This window comes from Paenirhizobium cremeum (genome assembly GCF_047553425.1).
Lineage (GTDB): Bacteria > Pseudomonadota > Alphaproteobacteria > Rhizobiales > Rhizobiaceae > Allorhizobium > Allorhizobium cremeum.
In genome coordinates this window covers 298,278-315,091 of the sequence record NZ_CP180217.1, presented here as the reverse complement: position 1 = coordinate 315,091, position 16,814 = coordinate 298,278, and the positions used below count along the sequence as shown (strand labels likewise).

Sequence of the window (16,814 nt, the reverse complement as noted above, 5' to 3'; positions counted from 1 at the left end):
TTGTTAGCCGCCGACAACCACAAGGCCGGTGCCGCCGATGCCATCCAGGCAGAATTTGAGGCCGGAACTCAGGCGACGCCATCCGTCGACGGCGAATTCCGCCGAAGCCCGTTCCCTCGTCAGAACGCCAAGCCTGAAGCCCGCCGGTTCGAGGAGGGGAGCGATGGCTGGCAAGGAAACCGACGCGCAGTTTCCTTCGGCTTCTTCCTCGCGGACATCGACGATGACGAGATCGAATTTCGCTTCCGAAGACAGTGCCTTGGTATCGGCGAAGGGCGCCGTCACACTGCCCACGGTCACGGATGCGGAGGTCGCCTCGACGATCTCCGCAACGCTGGAGAAGCCGCTGACGGCCAGCTTTGCGCTCAGCCGTTCCGCCTGCTCCGACGACGAGGTGAGGCAGGTCAGCGTCACGCCCTGTGCTGCGGCGGTCAGAGCGGCCAGGAACACGGCGGAACTGGCGGCGCCGACATGTAGGATCCTATTCGACCTGCCGCTGGAAATGAACTGCCACAGTGTCCAGACCTGCATGGGCGTCAGCGAACTGCCTCCGACGACCGCCTGCGCATCGAGAAGAGTGGGGCATGCCACGACCAGAAGGTCGGCGGCCTTCTCGCCCCAGACCGCCGATGGCTCGGCAAACCTTGCCAGTTGCGCTCCGGAGGAAGTCTCGATGCTGCCCGCAGCGGCCTGAGCGTCCCGTCCGCCCTTGACGAGCGGCAGCGGCGGCTTGTGCAGGATCTCCTGCGCGCAACGCTGCTGAACGGCAGAGTTGAGGCCCTGCGAGGTCGGGTCGAGATTATGGTGGGAATACGGGTTCGTCGCGGTGTAGCGGTAGGCATTGACCGGGATGAATTCGTATTCGCGGGTCTGGTCGATGATCGGGAAGGCGAGCGCAATATCGCAGGCGGCGGGAAACCACGCTCCGGTGCTGTCCTTCAGATAGCGCTCCGGCACATTTCCAAGCAGGCTCGCGCGAAAGGTGAAGAAGTGGCTTGTCTTCCAGCCCTGCTGACGCGGCGGAATGTTGGGATTGAGCGGGCCGTTGCCGCCCACTGCTCCGGAATCGGTGATGTAGTTGGTCCAGACGACGTCACGGCCTGCGGCATAGCTTTGCGCCATGCGTTCGAGAATGCCGAAGTCGACGAGCTGATCGTCCCCGTCGAGTACCGCGATGAACTCGGCGTCCTTCGCCCTGGGCACGAGATGTTCCCAGACGTTGCGGGCCTTGCCGAACTGGCTCTCGTTACGGATGTAGGAATGTTTGCCGGGGAAAAGCTCCCTCAGATACCGGCGCGCAATATCACCCGTCGCATCTTCCGAGGCGTCGTCGATGTAGAGGACATGAAGATTGTCATGCGTTTGACGGGCCAGGCTGGCAAGAGACGCGGCCGCATACATCTCGCAGTTCCTCGCCGTCATGTAGATCAGCGCTTTTCCTGACTGCGTATTTTCGGACATGGGAATAAAGCCTCGAACGAAGTTGGCTGCTCTCTAAGCAGATGTTTGACGATACGCAGGGGCCTCTCGGGAAGGTCCGGGCGAGGATCGACCGGATCGGTCCCGCAGCGTGGGGCAGTGTCTCGATTTCGCACGAAAAATACCGGAACTGCGGCAGAAGCGAGCCTTCAATGCGAAGCGCCTTCGGACTTTGCCTCGGGCGGTTTCTCGCCCTCGACGATCTTGACGGTGTGGGATCTGCGGCTTGGATCTTCCGACCTCAGATCGGCCTTCGAGAGATAATCGAGTTGCTCGACGATCACGCCTGTTACGATTTCCTCGCCGAACTGTGCATTGATGCCGTCCTTGACCCTGGTCTTGAAGCCGGCGACATCGAGCCTGCCGGTATTGGGAAGGTCGATTAGCTTGTCGCCCACCAAAAGTCCGAACAACTGATCGGTGATGTAGGGAGCGACCGGCACATGGATCTTCTTGGCCTTGTCGCTGTCGACGATCACCGAAAGGCGGGCCAGGAAATAGCCGGAGACCTCGCCGTCGCTGACGACAGGAAGGCTGAGTGTCTCGCCGCTCACGTATTCGGTTGGCGTTTCGACCTTGGCTTCGGCATTTTCATCCGGCTTGCCGCCGAGCGATACGGCCGCATAGACACCGCCGAGTGTCAGAGCGCAAACCCACAGGCCGACGAGAAGGATCTTGATCATTTCCGCTCACGAACGAGGAATTGTTCCTGCGAATAAGTGCCGTCGTCATCGGCCTGCTGGGCCGCATTCTTCAGCAGTTCGGTCACCGCGCGGACGGCGCGCATATGGGCTTCCACCCGGCGGGCATTCAGGTCGAGCTTGGCCTTCAGGCTATGAAGCTGTTCGAGATAGGCCGCCGCGATTTCCCGTGTATCGGTGTCGCGGAACAGCATCGTCAGTTCGTAGAGGCAGCGGCTTTTGTGGGCGTTCGAGACCTTGAAATCGAAATCCGGATCCGTACCGATGCGCTGGTTCTCGTTGTCAATGATGACCTCGAGCCGGCCGAGCACCGTCTTGATACGGTAATCGCTGTTGACTACTTCCATTTTATTTCACCCCTTGGCGTGCTGTGTTCAGCTTGTCTTGTTGTCGGCGGATGCGCTCGTCCCGGTCTCGGAAGAGAGCAGCGTCTTGCGCTGGAAGTCCGTAATCATGCTGATTGCCATGTCACGGTCGGACTGGTCGGTCACGGCGTTGGGAGCCTCGGCACGCTCGCGCTGCAGCGACTGAGTGTAGACCTGTTCGGCGATGCCGATGCCGCCGCGCTTCGAAACCTCGTTGGCGATCTGCTCGGCCATCATGCTCTTCCAGAATTCACCGGCGGAGCCCTTGCCGTAGATCTCCTCGCTCTCCTTGGGCATCATGTCCTGAATGAAGGTCGACAGAATGCTGGCCTCGAACTTGTGGTAGGTCTCGGGCACTTTGCCGTCACTGTCCGGCACGGGGGCATTGCCGAGACCGGCTTTCGACGCGGCGCTTCCGGCAGTGCCGATCATCGATGCGAAGCCGGCATTGCTGGCGGTCAGAACCGCCGCCTCGTTCGCGGCGCTGGTCGCTCGCAGTTTTTCCCTGGCCGCCAGCAGATCACTGGGATCGGCCGCCTTGACCACATCGAGAACAAGGTCGCTGGGAGGAGATATTGCCACGTCGTCTTCCTTCTGCGTTAGGTCCGGCGATCATGTCACCCAAAGCTTGCTGGAGGCTGGTGTGTTTTAGCACTTGCCTTGAAAGACTTGCCTCTCATGCGAATCGCGATCTCTCAGCTTCGCTCCGCACGCTTCAAGCCCTTGTTTCAATGCAGTGTCGCAGCGTTGAAAACGCTTATACGCTTTGCTTAACGTGCCTGGCGATCGGCAGGCGCCAGCGCGATGGTCAGTTCGACGAGGTCGTAGACGGCGTTGTCGTCGGCCACGCGCTGTTCCGCCTCGCGCGCGTCCTTCATCTTTTCCTCCAGCCGGTCACCCTTTTTCCGTTCCTTGGCAAGGCGGCTTTCCTGGGCCCTCTGGAGGTGGCCGAGTTGCTTGTCTCTGCTGGTGAGCCGGGAAAATCGCTCGAGATAGTGGCGCGACAGCGGCCGATGCAGCGGATCGAGCGAGGTCATGACGCCGACCGTGCGTACCGTTGCTTCCGCGACCTCGTTGCGTTCGCGGATGACCATGGAGAGTTCGTTCTCGGCCATCTTCTCTATATGGCGCTGCACCGCCACCAGTCGCTTCAGCTTCTTCGATTTTTCGTCGCCGACCATCGCTCTCTCCTAGAGGCTGCTGAAGAGCGGCCCGAAGGCCTGCACGAACTGGTCCAGCATCGCCGCGATGCCGAAATAGAGAAGCAGGAGGCCGCCGAACAGCGCATAGGGCGTGGAGATGAAATAGAGCGGGATCTGCGGCGCCAGCTTATTGATGAGACCAACCACGACGTTGAAGAGCAGGCCGAACAGCAGGAAGGGGCTTGCCAGCCGCAACATAATCATCAGCGTGGCGCTCATGGTGTCGGTCAGGCTAATCAGCATCTGCTGGGGGTCTACCATCCGCCCCACCGGCAGGGCGACATAGGAGTCCGCCAGTGCCTTGATGATGATGTGGTGGAAATCCGTGACGAAGAGAACCAGCAGGGCGCCGAAGGTCATGATGCTCGTGAGCTGGTTTTCGGGCGTGTCCTCAAGCGGGTCGGAGGTCGGCTGGGCATTGAAGGAAATCATCATGCCGACCACCGTGCCGGTGAACTGCATGCCGAGTGTATAGAGATGGGCGATCAGCCCGAACATGACCCCGGTCAGCGTCTCCGAGAAGATCAGCGTGATGTAGGTAACAGAATCCCCGGTTGCCCGGGGATAGAGGATGTCCCAGAAGAGCGGCAGCAGACCGATCGACATTGCCAGCGAGAGGAACAACCTGATTTGCATCGGCATGCGCGCCGATGAGAAGCCCGGCATGGTCATCATGCAGCCACCGATCCGGCAGAACGCCAGAAACAGCGCCATGATGGTCCCCTGCGGATCTGAAATCATGAAATGGAGCCGAGAATCTTGATTTCTGTGCCTTTGGCCAATTCCACGTGCGAGAGTACCGGCAGCGTGCTGAAGAGGCGTTCCGTAATCATGCGCACATAGGAGCGCGTTTCCGGCAGCGTGACAAGTACGAAGGGCAGGCCTTCGTCCATGAATTCACGGATAACCTTGCTGGCTTCGGCGCTGAACTCCTCGACATGGCGCGGATCAATGTCGAATTCGATGACATCGCCCTTGGCGTCGCGCTTGATCGCCTGCTGGAAGATCACGTCCCATTTGGTGCCCAGGCGTACGACGCGCAGGATGCCGTTGTCGGAGAGATCGCCGCAGATCTGCTGCGCCATGCGGATGCGGACGTGCTCGACGATTTGCTCGGTCTTGCGCAGATGGGGCGCAAGTTCGGCCACCGCTTCCAGAATGAGATGCAGGTTGCGGATCGAAACGCGCTCGGCGAGCAGCAGTTTCAGGATGGCCTGCAGGCCGGAATAGGACATGTGCGAAGAGCAGATCTCGTCGGCAAGCTTCTTGTATTCCGGATCGAGCCGCTCGATCAGCATCTTCACGTCCTTGAAGGAGAGCAGCATCGGCAGGTTGTTGCGGATGACCTCGCTCACATGGGTAAGAAGCGTCGAGATATTGTCGATCGGGTGGAAACCCTCGCGCTTGAGGTCCTCGACGAAGTTTTCCAGCACTGAGACCGCCGGCATGCCGAAAGCGGGATCACGCACCTCGTCGCCCGGCACGGTCGGCTTACGGCCCTTGCCGGTAATCACCAGGACTTCACCGACGCGCAGCGTATTGGCGGCGACCGTCGTGCCGTGGATGCGGATCTGGTAGGACTTGTCCGGAATGGCGATATCGTCGGTGACCTTGATTTCCGGAACCACGAAGCCGTATTGCGCGGCAAACTTCTTGCGCATCTTCCCGACGCGGAACGCAAGCTCCTGATGGGCGCCGAGCAGGCGCGGCGAGATGTGCTTGCCGAGCGCCAGTTCGATTTCCGTCGTGCGCAGCACGTTCTTGACGGTGTCGCGCTCGGCCTCCTGATTGTGGACGGCCTTCTTCTCTTCCTGTTCGCGAAGCGCCTTGTTCTCGGCTTCGATCTGGCGCGGAATAAACCAGGAGCCGAAAGCGAGAACGCCGCTCAGGAACATGAACGGCAGGAAGGGAAGGCCGGGCATGAGAGCCAGCACAGCCATCAGCACGGCAGCGACCGACATGGCCTTCGGGTAACCGCTGAGCTGTCCGATAACGGCCTGGTCGGTGGAACCGAGCGTGCCGCCGCGGGTAACGAGAAGGCCGGCGGCCAGCGAGACGATGAGGGCCGGAATCTGCGAAACGATACCGTCGCCGACGGACAGCTTGACGAAGACATCCGCTGCCTGGCCGATTTCCATGCCGTGGCGGAAGTAACCGATGATGATGCCGCCGAAGACGTTGATGGCGGTGATAATCAGGCCGGCGACGGCGTCGCCGCGCACGAACTTCGATGCACCGTCCATGGCGCCGAAGAAGGAGCTTTCCTCCTCCAGTTCCTTGCGCCGGCGCTGGGCCTCCTTTTCGTCGATGATACCGGCGGAAAGGTCGGCATCGATCGACATCTGCTTGCCGGGGATGGCATCGAGGGTGAAGCGGGCGCCGACTTCCGCGATACGGGTGGCGCCCTTGGTGATGACGATGAAGTTCACCGTAATCAGTATGAGGAAGACGATCAGACCGATGACGAAGTCGCCGGACATCACCAGGCTGGAGAAACCGGCGATGACGCCGCCCGCAGCCCCGTGTCCCTCATGTCCATGGGAAAGGATCACACGCGTCGTCGCGATGTTGAGCGACAGCCGCACCATCGTGGAAATCAGAAGAATGGTCGGGAAGGACGAGAAATCAAGCGGTCGCTGGATCCACAGCGCCACCATCAGGATCAGCACCGAGAAGGCGATCGAGAAGGCAAGCCCCATGTCGATCAGAAACGGGGGGATTGGCAGGAACAGGATGCACAGGATGACCACGATACCGAGGGCAAAGCCGATATCGCGGCCGCGCGGCGCAACTTTCGGGATAGTCAAAACACTAGGGGGAGTGGCCATTCCTGCTCCGTCTCGTCATGAGATCAGCAAAGACTTCGATTTCACGTTCATGTGAAACTGGCGACCGACGCGCGTTTTCAGGTCGCGAGGCAATCCAGTCCACCCGGGAGCCTAGAGATTGAAGCTTGCGCGAGAGTGGCCAAAATCCTCCAGAGGGGTGTTTCGAAATGCCCGGACCGTTAAGGCCTGAGGCGGCGCGTTAATTATTTGTTAACATTTATGGCGTAAGCGGGTAGATGGATAATCGCGCAATGTGGGCGCCTTGGGCAGGCCATGATGTGGCCGTTTCTTCACGGAAGGGCTCCCGGTGACGTCGACGACCACGCTTTCGACCTATACGAGCTATCTCCTTGTCAACAGGGATATGAATACCTCGTTGAACCGGGTGGCCAACGAATCGACCGTCGCGCGCGACACCGCCTACTACGAAGAAAACATCGGCAAGGTCACGACCGTCGACGAATTCGTCGACGACTACAGGCTCTTCTCCTATGCAATGAAGGCCTATGGTCTTGAGGACATGACCTACGCCAAGGCGTTCATGAAGAAGATCCTCGAAAGCGACCTGACGGACGATTCGAGCTTCGCCAACAGCCTGACCGACACCCGCTACGCGGAATTCGCCGCCGCCTTTAATTTCTCCGGCGAGACGGCGAAGGCCCAGACCTCCGTGCAGACGGACACCCTGCTTGCCGCCTATGAGGATTCCTTTGCGGCGGAAGAAGATGCGATCCAGACTGAAATCGACTACTACGAGAGCAAGATCGGCAGCATCACCAGCGTCGACCAGCTGATCGGCAACGACCGGCTGCGCAGCTATGTGCTGGAATCCTTCGGGCTGGATGCGACCTACACCTCGAAGAGTTACCTGAAGCAGGTCCTGACCAGCGATCTTTCCGACACCAACAGCGTTGCCAACCAGGCAAGCAGCGACGCCTGGCGAGAACTGGCGGCATCCTTCAACTTCAACACGGACGGCAGCGTCAACGGCTCGGCCCAGACCAGCGACCAGATCGAGGATCTCCGCCTCGACTATATCTACAATGCATCGACCTATCCGTCGGACCTGCTCTATGAGGCGAACCAGGCCTATTGGGAGAAGAATGCCGCCTCTGTGACGACCGCCACCGAACTGGTGTCCGACGAGCGGCTGCTGTCCTACGTCAAGACGGCTTTTGGCCTGCGCGACACAATCATGGCGTCGAGCGTCGCAAGCCTGATGTCGAATGAGAGCTTCGCCTCGGTATATGGCAACACCGAGCTTCTGGACTATTTCAACTTCGAGACCGATGGAACCGTCACCTCGGGCGAGAGCGCCCTGAGCAGCGATCAGATCACCTCGCTGGCGAGCAAGTACAAGACCGCCTTCCAGGAAGACCAGCAGGCCGCAGTCGACGACGCCTTGTCCAATTTCGAGACCCGTATCGCTGCCGTCACCAATATCGACGATTTCCTGACGACCAACAGCGACTATTACGAGAGCGACGACAATACGGACAACGACGATACCTACGACGAGGTCACCGAGATCTGGGATGTCGCGCTGCGTGCCTACGGCATCGACCCCGACGAGGTCAGCATGTCGGAACTTCGCAAGATCCTGGCCAGCGACGTCGACGACGAGGACAGCTATGTCAACACGCTCGACGACGAGCGTTACGTCAATCTCGTGAAGGCGTTCAACTTCAATTCCGAAGGCGAGATCGAGGTACCTCTCCTCGTCCAGTCCGAGAACGTCATCAACGACTATGCCTCGGCCTATACCGACCAGAAGACGCGGTTCCTGGAAGGCACCGAGCTGGATGATGCCCAGGAAGCCGCCGACGAGGAAATCGAATATTACAAAACGCAGATGGAAACGATCACCACGCTGGACCAGTTCCTGGCGGACGAGCGCCTCACCAGCTTCGTGCTCGAGGCGAAGGGTATCGATCCGGAGAGCGTGACGAGTGAAGAACTGCGCCAGATGTTCGAGTCCGACCTGACGGATTCGAAGAGCTACGTGAACACGCTTTCCGACAATACGTTCGCGGAAATCGTCGCCTCGTTCAACTTCGACAGCGAGGGCAACCTGTCGAGCGATCCGGTGGGGACGATCCAGCAGCGGGGCGGCACGCTCGAGACGGTCAACAAATACCTCCGCCAGACCCTGGAAGAGGAACAGGGCGACGCCAACGAGGGCGTCCGTCTTGCCCTTTATTTCCAGCGCATGGCGCCTTCGATCACCAGCGCCTACGACATTCTCGGCGACGACGCATTGCTGGAATTCTTCAACACCGCCTTCAGCATGTCCGACTACTTCTCGAGCCAGGACGTCGAGAAGCAGGCAAGCACCGTCGAGAACTTCATCGATCTCGAACAGCTCCAGGACCCCGAATATGTCGAGAAACTGGTGAAGCGCTACACCGCGCTCTACGACACGGAAAACGGCACCACCGATTCCGCCGCCCTGTCGATCCTGACCGGGGTGAACTCGATCAGCGCCGATACGCTGCTCGCCGTCGCACAGCTTTCGGCCAAGTAACGGAAGAGCCGGGCTCCGCCCTGCGGCCGGAACGGACGGCTGCGCAAATCGCCTCTGTCAGTACAAACAAACACCGCAGCGATCACTCGCTACGGTTCTTTAATTCTGCGATCCGTTTTAGGGAGGCGGCGGTGGCGATGCGGGCGGTTCCTCCGCCCGCGGTGGAAGCGGCTTTACTTCCAGTCGATGCAGTATCCGAGGAAGCGTTTGGAATCGACGGGGTCGAAGCCGAGTTTCTTGCGGAGTTTTTTGCGCAGTTTGGAGATGTGGCTTTCGACGACGTTTTCCTCGACGTCCTCGTCGAAGATGCCGTAGATGGCGGAGAAGATCTGGGACTTCGAGACGCGCCGGCCGCGGTTTGCAATCAAGTATTCGAGGATGCGCCGCTCGCGACGGGGCAACGGGAAGACCTCGCCCTGGATTTCGGGATCGCGGCCGTCGGAGAAGACGCGGATCGGTCCGATATCGGTGAAGGAGGAGATGGCGGTGAGGCGGCGCCGGATGGCGGCGGCCCGGGCGAGGATCTCGCGGGGATGGACGGGCTTTCTCACGACGTCGTCGACGCCGCTGTCGAAGAGGGCGAGCGTCGTCTCGAGGGATGGCTGGTCGGAGACCGCAATGACCGGGGCTCGGGAGCGATCGCGAATGGCCCTCGGCAGGGCGAGGGTATCGTTGCTCTGGCCGATGAGGAATGCCTCGATGGCCGCGATGTCGGCATCCGCCGCGGTATTGACCCATTCGCCGAATTCGACGGGGTCGAAGCCGGTTGATGGAATGCCTTCTCTTCCGAAGAGGGATGTGTATCCCTCGGTCACGAGCTCTCGCTCGTCAACTACTACGATCATTCGTCCGCCTCCGAATCAGTGTAGTGCCACGATTGAGTTAGGAGTACGAATCGGTGGAATCCGAGACAATGGTGGAAAGTTGCGGGGATTAATTAACAATTGATTAACCATTGGGGGCCGATTTGCACTAGATTTAGTGGTGCATGGTTAATATGCCCACAATTTTCCGGTGGAAAACATTAAATGAGGCAAATGCGATATTGATCGCCGGCGGCTGCCAAATTCCTGCCCGATTTATCGGATCGTCCTTGCGTTGCCGACGCGATTCCCCTCAGGGTTGCGCTTTCCCGCAGAACGCAGCAGCACCCCGCGTCCACTTCCCGTAGCCTGTCGCAACCAGATTGGCGATCACGCGGCAGACATATTTCTGCTGGGCCGGGTCATTGTTCGGACCGGCATGATAGCGCGCTACGGCCATCGTCCAGGTCTCGTGCCGGTCCTGCAGGTTCCTGAGGAAGCGCGCCGCATAGGCGACGTTGCTTGCGGGATCGAACATTTCCTCCACCGAGGAGAATTCCTCGCTGTGATAGTGATAGTTGATCTGCATGCAGCCGATATCGATCAGCTTGGCGCCGCGCCTGCGGGCGTCGGCGAACATGTTGTAGGCTTCCTGCAACGACGCGGGGAAATAGGCCTTGCCTTCGATATTGAGCGCATAGGGGCTGAGCGAACCCTTGCGGCCGGTTTCCGTCAGGCCGACCGAATAGAGAATACCCTCCGGAATGCCGTAACGGGCCGCAGCGCTCTCGATCTGCCGCTCGCAGACACGGGCGGAAGCCTCCCCCTTCTCAGAGGTAAACGTGCTCAGGGCGAGCAGTGCCAACACCGGTAGCGCCAGTGTCTTCGACCATGCCTGCATCACTGCCTCCTGTCGTCGACGAGCCGGCAGGCGTCCTTGCGAACTGATCGGATTGGCGCGCCTCGCCGCCGCCCTGCCGGTTGCCCTGCTGCTGGGACTGCTGTCCCATGTCCGGGGTCTGCCGTCCGCCTGTGGCGCTGTCACCGGACCTGTCGGACGACGAGGATATGCTGACCGAAATCTGGTCGACGCTGAACCCCTGCGCCTTCAGCGCATCCATGATGGAACTGCTGTCGTTGGTCAGTTCGCGGTAGGCGCTGCCGCTCTGCACGGTCAGGTGAATGCTGAGTTCTTCCCCGACGAGCCGCATCGTGGCGGTGACGTGTCCGAGTTCCACGGGATTCATCTGGATCTTCAGCGTATGCACCACATTGCCGGTGCCCGCGTAGAGCGCTGTGTTGGCGAGCTTCGAGGCCGGGTCCATGGCGCCGGCCCATTGGGGATCGCTGGCGATCGTCGAGGCCACGGCGAGGGCATTGGAATTCGGCGCGAGGCCGAGATAGCGTCGGGAATCGACCACCTGCACCACCGGCGCCTCCTTGCTGACAGCAGCAGAAACGTCCACATCGACACTTCCATCCGCCGCCGGCGCAATATGCATGTCGACGCTGGCAGTGGCCGTGTCGCTCTTCTGGAACCGGAAGACGGCCCCGTCTTCGGCGAGTTCCGCATCCTCGCCCGCAATGCCTGCCTGTCCGGCATTCTCGGGAAGGCCCTTGGCGCCGGCTATCTGCGCCTCGACGCCTTCAAGGGCGCCTTGCTGCGCCGTGGCAGTTTCCGAAACGGCGGCGGCCTGTTCCGCGGGCGCGCCGGTTGCCGTCAGCGACAGCAAGGACAGCATGTCGTCAAGTGCCGCGGTATCGGTCGTGCCATCGGTCGCGGCCGCATCGGCAAGCTCGCCCTCGCCTTCCACCGGAAGATCGGAGGCAGATTTCGAGCCTTCCGCCAATTTCTTCAGCGCCGCCGCGAGCGCCTTGCCGTCGGTGGCAGCCCCGTCCGCCGTCGACATGGCCAGAGCGGCGGCGATTTCCAGCAATTGCTGCGAGCTTGCGCCGGTTTTCCGGGCGCCGGTATCGGCGGTCTTTGTGCCGGCGGCATCCGTTCCGTTCTGCTGCGCGCCCTGCCCGGCCAGCATCTGTTCGCTGAGGGAAGCGAGATCGCTTTCCGGAGGCAGGGAAGGCATGCGAGGCGACGCGATCTCGACATCGGCATCCGCGGCAACGTCAAGGTTTTCGCCGTCCGGCGGCATCTGGGTGACGCTGCCTGCGTCTTCTTCCGCCGTGTAAGCCGCCGGTTTCTCGCCATCGAAGGCGTTGAGGGTCTCGGAGAACTTGTCGCCATCCGCCGCCTGGGCAGTCTTCCCGCCCGCGCCGGTGAGGGTGGCCATATCCGCAGTTGCTTTCGCGGCAGTGTTCACGACGTTCATCATTTGATGTTGCCTTCCTGTTCAAGAAGCGCGTCAATTTCTCCAAGCCTGCCTCGACTTTGCTTGACAAAATCGAGGACGGGCTCCCCTGCCCCGCCTGTGGTGGCATCACCGGATGCGGCCTGGACGGCGGACTCGTTTTCGGCTTGCGCCGGTTCAGGCGCCGCTTCGACGGAGACGGCCTGCTGCTCGTCCTCAGAGGGAAGCAGGGCCGGCACCGGAGGCGCCAGGACCGCCTGGCCCGTCGCTCCGGCACGCGGGTCGTTCGTTCTGATGGGATCGTCTATGACGGGCGGCTGCAAGATCTGCTCGGCGATGGCGCGGGCGGCCTTGCGCAAGGCTCTGTCGCGCTCCGAGAGAGCCGCATCGGATACGGCGGAGAGCTTGTCGATGGCCGACACCACGTCGGAGGAAGAGACGCTCGCCACCCCCTCATAAAGACCGGGCAAGACCGGCTGCCCGCTGCCATCCAGCAATCCGCTCAGACGCTGGGCCTCGCTCGCGGAGAGCCGCGCCAGTTCCTGATTGCCACGCAAGGTCGCGGCGCGGGCGATCCGCAGATAGATTTCCTGCCGACGGGCCGTATCCATCGGTTCCAGCACATCACCGACATCCTGTTCGGAGACGACGCCGTAATGCTTGACCACCAGTTCGACGAAGAGATCGGCGAACTGGTTGGAATAGGGCGAGTGGACGAACCTGCGGGCATAACGACGGGAATAGGACAGCGCCTTCTCCACCTCGGACACGCCCATGCTGGCGACGATCGAGCGGCGAAGAGCCGCTTCCTCGATGATCGTTCCCGGCGCACCGAGACGGGCCTCGTCGAAGAAGCCGAGCGCCGTCTTTGCATCGCTCGGAAAGGTGATGTTGCCGGCGATCAGCGCCAGATATGGGCCGAGCGCAGTACGACGGTATTCCGGCACCAGTTCGCCGATCGATTTCGCCACCTGCATGCCGCGTCCGTCGAAATACTTCTGCAGGACGTTGACGACGCGGGGATCGAAATTGCCGTCGACGTCGCGGGCGACGAGATAGCTGAGCGTTGCGGGATTGCCGCCGCTCATCGCATAGACGAGCGCCGCATCTGCGTTGCGCGGCTCACTGAAGGTCTCGGCATCCGCCGAACGCAGGCGGGCGTCGATCGTCTCCAGCATGAAGCGCTGCATGTCGCCGGCCGAGTGATCGCCGAGCACCACCGCGTCCTGCATGAATTGCAGCGAACGCAGCATCTTATAGGGAGACAGGTTGCTATCCGACCAGGCGACGCCAGGCCATGCGGCCATCACCGCGGCCGAGATCAAAAAACGAAAAGCGCTGCCTTGGGGTGCTCGTGTCATCGCCGCGCCTTAACCGTCGCTGATCAGTATCTCGATGCGCCGGTTGGCGCCGTTCATGGGATCGTCAGGCGTCTGCAGGCGCCGGTCGGCAAAACCGGACATCTGCTTCACGCGGTCCTCCTGCAAGCCGCCGCGCACCAGCATGTAATAGGCCGCGTGGGCGCGATCCATGGAGAGGCTCCAGTTGTCGCCCTTGCCGCGATAGGGCCTGATGTCGGTGTGACCGCGTATGATGATGGAGCCCGGTCGGTCCTTGAGGATCGCGCCGATCTTTTCCATCGCCAGCACCAGTTCCTTCTGCGGCACGGCCGAACCGATATCGAACATGGGACCGGAGGACTGTTCCGAGATGGTAAGAAGCGTGCCGCCCTCCGAGGGCGTCACGACAACGCCTTCGGCAAGCTTGCCAGGCACTCCGGCCAGCGAGCGGGAAATCTCATCGCGCAACTGTTCGGCTTCCTTCTTCTGTTCCGGGGTTGCCGGGAGCTGCTCGGCGGCATCCTCGGCGGGAGCAGGCTCGGTCTTCTCCGCCGCCGCATCTTCCTCAGGCTTTTTTCGCGCGGTTTCCGGGGATGCCAGGGCCACCTCGGCAGGCGCTTCGTCCTTGCCGTCGTCGGGTTTCGTTTCCTGTCCGGGCGCGGCTATGGCCTGCTCGGTCTGCTGGATCGGGGTGTCCGGCAGCTTGCTGTCCTGGATCTCGGGCATGGTGTTGGCCGCCGGCCCACCGGCGACCTGCTTGCTCCAGAAGTCCGGATCGAAGGGATCGCGATAGGCCTCGCCGCCGGACGCGCCGGTGGAGGGGCCGGAATTGGCGGCACCGCCCTCGCCCTTGACGCTGACATTCGCCTGCTGGCCGACCTCCTGCGCGATCTCGGCGAGAACGGCATAGGGATTTTCGAAGAAATCGGCTTCGGAATAGCGCGTGTTCTCGCCGGAGGAAGCCGTCAGGTCATCGCCGGACGCCGCCGCGGCCGCATCTTCCGGCTTCTCGGCTTCGGTTTCGGATTTCTGGGCTGTCTGCTCGCCCTCGGCTTCCTTGGCAGGCTCCTTGACACCCTTCTGGCTGGGCGTCTCGTCAGTGAGCTTGATTGGATTGAAATAGCTGGAGATGGAGGCCTTGGTTTCCTCGTTCGCGGCGTTGACCAGCCACATCACAAGGAAGAAGGCCATCATGGCGGTCATGAAGTCGGCATAGGCGATCTTCCAGGCGCCACCATGTGCACCATCGTGATCGCCCTTGTGGCGCTTGACGATGATGATCTCGTTCTTGCCGCGATGATGGTTCTCGCCCTCACTCATCCATGCGCCCTTCCATGGCTTCGACTACAGCGCCCAGCCGCGTCACGAGGGCGGAATCGCCCATCTGGAACGACAGATCGACCTCCGGCGTCTCCCGGAAGTCCACGGCCGCGTCCAGTGCCAGCAGCCGTTCCCTTACGGTCTCGAGCAGACGTTCGGGGCCGGAAACCATGAGCCTGGCGACCGTACCCTGCCCGATTTCCTCTGCGACCTTCGACGCGAAGGAGGCGGCCGTCAGGATTGCAACCCTTTCCTCCACCAGAGGCGCGAGCACCCGGGCGACCGCAGTCTCCACGGCTTCGGCGACTGCAGCCGTCATCTGTTCAAAAGTCCGGCCGACCAAGCCGGCCAGTTCGACTTCATATTTGCGTGCGAGACTATCCAGCTCCTCGCGCCGGCTGGCATCCATGGCTTCGATCGCCTGCCGGTGCTTTTCGCCCAGTTCGCGTTCGGCTGCGTCATGCCCCTCGGCAAAGGCCTCTCTTCTTTCCGCCTCGATATCGACGGGCTCCTCCGCCGGGGCGACAAGAAGGTCGGACTGCGGGAAATCATCCTGACCGGCGGACAGAAAATCCGTCGGCGGCGGCGGAGCCGCCGGGCTGAAATCCTTGAGGCGGGACAGAAGGACGCTCATGCGGAGGCTCCGCAGCGGCAAATAACGCGGCCCGACCGGCTGAGACGTCCCATCGATCTGTAAAAGCAAGCGATTTCAGCCACGACGTTCCTCATCAACGGTATTCACGCACAACACCCGAACGGAATCGGGCGATCATCAATGCTTGAGAGGAATTACGACGCCAAACTTGTGCGAGGATGGACCAAGCCATCACCGATCAACTGAAGAGAACCTGAAGCGACTGCTGGTGACTGTTGATGAGCGACAGGACTTCCGAAGCCACCTGCTGCTGGGTCTTAAAAGCGGCAAGCTTGGCCGATTCCTCTTCCATATCCGTATCCACGAAGCGGCTGATGCTTTCATCGAAAGTATCCTGAAGCGCGGCCGCGTAGGTCACCTGCTGGTCAATACGGTTGGACATGGAACCGAGCGAGCTGGCGAGCCGGTTCAACTGATCGTTCATGTAGCTGACGACAGAAATCATGTCGTCGAGTTCTTCCGTCGTTGTCGCGTCGGACAAGCTTATTTCGGTACCGGTCGCCGGCGTCGCAGAACCGACGTCCAGCAAGTAGTAGTTGCGCGGCGTTCCCGTGGAGTTATTCGGGTCCAGGGTATCGGCGTCAATGGCGCCGGTCAGGAGACCGCGGCCTGCATCCTGCGTGTCGATCAGCGTCGACTGGCTGCTCTCGATGCTGATGAAGTTGAGGGCGACCGAGCCGGAAACCGAGCGTTGGAAGGATGCGGGAACCGTGTAACTATCGATCATGGTCGCATCGGAGTTAAAGAGCCAGTTGTCGCCGGAGAAGGTTGCCGCCTGCGTGACAGACTGCAGGTTTCCCTTCAATTCTTTCAGCGACGTGTTGAGCGTCGTCCGATCGGTGCCTTCTTCATAAGCCGTCTCGAGCAAAGAGGTGATCTGGTCGAGGATATCGATGGCGGAGTTGACGGCTTCATAGGTCGTATCGACCTTGGACGCCCCCAAGTTGAGCGCATCGGCAATACTGCCGACGATGCTCTTGTCCGATCTCATGCCTGTGGCGACGGACCAATAGCCGGCATTATCCGCAGCGGAGGCGATTTTCAGACCGGAATCACTTCTCGACTGAGTCTTTTCCAGAGAATCACTGGCGAAAAGGAGCGTCTGGAGTGCACTCTGCGTGTAGCTCGTCATGATGACGTTGGACATGTTCCACCAACCCGATGTTGCGACAGGGGGACATGCCGAGCAGAAAACGGCACCGACGCTCCGGCTTCATGCCACCCGAATCGAGAACGGGCACGTCGTGCTGAATGGTTCGAAGTTAATTATGGTTAACCAAAGATGGAAACA

Annotated in this window: 15 protein-coding genes; 1 reads left to right on the top strand and 14 read right to left on the bottom strand. The window is 60.9% G+C overall.

Going from position 1 to position 16,814, the window contains the following annotated elements; genetic code table 11:
- Positions 1-3: 3 nt before the first annotated feature.
- The 7 genes from ACLBKR_RS01540 to flhA form a co-directional block, all read right to left on the bottom strand.
- Positions 4-1,461: a glycosyltransferase family 2 protein gene (locus tag ACLBKR_RS01540; RefSeq protein WP_414900368.1), complete on the bottom strand. Its 1,458-nt coding sequence runs from the start codon at positions 1,459-1,461 to the stop codon at positions 4-6.
- A gap of 167 nt (positions 1,462-1,628) precedes the next feature.
- Positions 1,629-2,162: a hypothetical protein gene (locus tag ACLBKR_RS01535; protein WP_112830920.1), complete on the bottom strand. Its 534-nt coding sequence runs from the start codon at positions 2,160-2,162 to the stop codon at positions 1,629-1,631.
- Entirely contained in the window at positions 2,159-2,527 is a 369-nt protein-coding gene (locus ACLBKR_RS01530) for a hypothetical protein (RefSeq protein ID WP_112830921.1), read from the bottom strand. Before ACLBKR_RS01530 ends, ACLBKR_RS01535 begins: the two co-directional genes overlap by 4 nt.
- A gap of 27 nt (positions 2,528-2,554) precedes the next feature.
- Positions 2,555-3,127: a rod-binding protein gene (locus ACLBKR_RS01525; RefSeq protein WP_414900365.1), complete on the bottom strand. Its 573-nt coding sequence runs from the start codon at positions 3,125-3,127 to the stop codon at positions 2,555-2,557.
- A gap of 188 nt (positions 3,128-3,315) precedes the next feature.
- Entirely contained in the window at positions 3,316-3,726 is a 411-nt protein-coding gene (locus ACLBKR_RS01520; RefSeq protein ID WP_113426794.1) for a hypothetical protein, read from the bottom strand.
- 9 nt (positions 3,727-3,735) lie between these two features.
- Positions 3,736-4,488 (bottom strand): flagellar biosynthetic protein FliR, encoded by a 753-nt coding sequence (gene fliR, locus ACLBKR_RS01515; RefSeq protein WP_112830924.1) that lies wholly within the window; start codon positions 4,486-4,488, stop codon positions 3,736-3,738.
- Complete coding sequence (flhA, locus tag ACLBKR_RS01510; protein ID WP_112830925.1) at positions 4,485-6,575, bottom strand: flagellar biosynthesis protein FlhA; 2,091 nt, start codon at positions 6,573-6,575, stop codon at positions 4,485-4,487. The genes fliR and flhA overlap by 4 nt, the downstream gene beginning before the upstream one ends.
- Before the next feature lie 364 nt (positions 6,576-6,939).
- Here flhA and ACLBKR_RS01505 point away from each other — a divergent pair, with 364 nt between their 5' ends.
- Entirely contained in the window at positions 6,940-9,099 is a 2,160-nt protein-coding gene (locus ACLBKR_RS01505) for a DUF1217 domain-containing protein (protein ID WP_113448906.1), read from the top strand.
- A gap of 173 nt (positions 9,100-9,272) precedes the next feature.
- Here ACLBKR_RS01505 and rem read toward each other — a convergent pair whose 3' ends face one another.
- From rem to ACLBKR_RS01470, 7 genes are all read right to left on the bottom strand, one after another.
- Positions 9,273-9,944: a transcriptional activator Rem gene (gene rem / locus ACLBKR_RS01500; RefSeq protein ID WP_112831947.1), complete on the bottom strand. Its 672-nt coding sequence runs from the start codon at positions 9,942-9,944 to the stop codon at positions 9,273-9,275.
- Between the two features lie 271 nt (positions 9,945-10,215).
- Entirely contained in the window at positions 10,216-10,803 is a 588-nt protein-coding gene (locus ACLBKR_RS01495) for a lytic transglycosylase domain-containing protein (RefSeq protein ID WP_414900362.1), read from the bottom strand.
- Complete coding sequence (locus tag ACLBKR_RS01490) at positions 10,733-12,232, bottom strand: flagellar hook-length control protein FliK (protein WP_113446803.1); 1,500 nt, start codon at positions 12,230-12,232, stop codon at positions 10,733-10,735. Before ACLBKR_RS01490 ends, ACLBKR_RS01495 begins: the two co-directional genes overlap by 71 nt.
- Complete coding sequence (locus tag ACLBKR_RS01485) at positions 12,229-13,515, bottom strand: chemotaxis protein (RefSeq protein WP_414900359.1); 1,287 nt, start codon at positions 13,513-13,515, stop codon at positions 12,229-12,231. The genes ACLBKR_RS01490 and ACLBKR_RS01485 overlap by 4 nt, the downstream gene beginning before the upstream one ends.
- A 63-nt stretch (positions 13,516-13,578) precedes the next feature.
- Positions 13,579-14,868, bottom strand: coding sequence for a MotB family protein (locus ACLBKR_RS01480; RefSeq protein ID WP_113446801.1), 1,290 nt, complete (start codon positions 14,866-14,868; stop codon positions 13,579-13,581).
- Positions 14,861-15,502, bottom strand: coding sequence for a hypothetical protein (locus tag ACLBKR_RS01475; RefSeq protein ID WP_113425364.1), 642 nt, complete (start codon positions 15,500-15,502; stop codon positions 14,861-14,863). The genes ACLBKR_RS01480 and ACLBKR_RS01475 overlap by 8 nt, the downstream gene beginning before the upstream one ends.
- Before the next feature lie 199 nt (positions 15,503-15,701).
- Positions 15,702-16,670: a flagellin gene (locus tag ACLBKR_RS01470; protein ID WP_113425363.1), complete on the bottom strand. Its 969-nt coding sequence runs from the start codon at positions 16,668-16,670 to the stop codon at positions 15,702-15,704.
- Positions 16,671-16,814 lie beyond the last annotated feature (144 nt).

What these genes read in the sequence shown, in the direction of transcription:
- rem (WP_112831947.1), bottom strand. Translation starts at nt 9,944, where the DNA reads ATGATCGTAGTAGTTGACGAGCGAGAGCTCGTGACCGAGGGATACACA.
- ACLBKR_RS01535 (WP_112830920.1), bottom strand. Translation starts at nt 2,162, where the DNA reads ATGATCAAGATCCTTCTCGTCGGCCTGTGGGTTTGCGCTCTGACACTC.
- ACLBKR_RS01520 (WP_113426794.1), bottom strand. Translation starts at nt 3,726, where the DNA reads ATGGTCGGCGACGAAAAATCGAAGAAGCTGAAGCGACTGGTGGCGGTG.
- ACLBKR_RS01475 (WP_113425364.1), bottom strand. Translation starts at nt 15,502, where the DNA reads ATGAGCGTCCTTCTGTCCCGCCTCAAGGATTTCAGCCCGGCGGCTCCG.
- ACLBKR_RS01495 (WP_414900362.1), bottom strand. Translation starts at nt 10,803, where the DNA reads ATGCAGGCATGGTCGAAGACACTGGCGCTACCGGTGTTGGCACTGCTC.
- ACLBKR_RS01530 (WP_112830921.1), bottom strand. Translation starts at nt 2,527, where the DNA reads ATGGAAGTAGTCAACAGCGATTACCGTATCAAGACGGTGCTCGGCCGG.
- ACLBKR_RS01485 (WP_414900359.1), bottom strand. Translation starts at nt 13,515, where the DNA reads ATGGCCGCATGGCCTGGCGTCGCCTGGTCGGATAGCAACCTGTCTCCC.
- fliR (WP_112830924.1), bottom strand. Translation starts at nt 4,488, where the DNA reads ATGATTTCAGATCCGCAGGGGACCATCATGGCGCTGTTTCTGGCGTTC.
- ACLBKR_RS01505 (WP_113448906.1), top strand. Translation starts at nt 6,940, where the DNA reads ATGAATACCTCGTTGAACCGGGTGGCCAACGAATCGACCGTCGCGCGC.
- ACLBKR_RS01470 (WP_113425363.1), bottom strand. Translation starts at nt 16,670, where the DNA reads ATGTCCAACGTCATCATGACGAGCTACACGCAGAGTGCACTCCAGACG.
- flhA (WP_112830925.1), bottom strand. Translation starts at nt 6,575, where the DNA reads ATGGCCACTCCCCCTAGTGTTTTGACTATCCCGAAAGTTGCGCCGCGC.
- ACLBKR_RS01540 (WP_414900368.1), bottom strand. Translation starts at nt 1,461, where the DNA reads ATGTCCGAAAATACGCAGTCAGGAAAAGCGCTGATCTACATGACGGCG.
- ACLBKR_RS01490 (WP_113446803.1), bottom strand. Translation starts at nt 12,232, where the DNA reads ATGATGAACGTCGTGAACACTGCCGCGAAAGCAACTGCGGATATGGCC.
- ACLBKR_RS01480 (WP_113446801.1), bottom strand. Translation starts at nt 14,868, where the DNA reads ATGAGTGAGGGCGAGAACCATCATCGCGGCAAGAACGAGATCATCATC.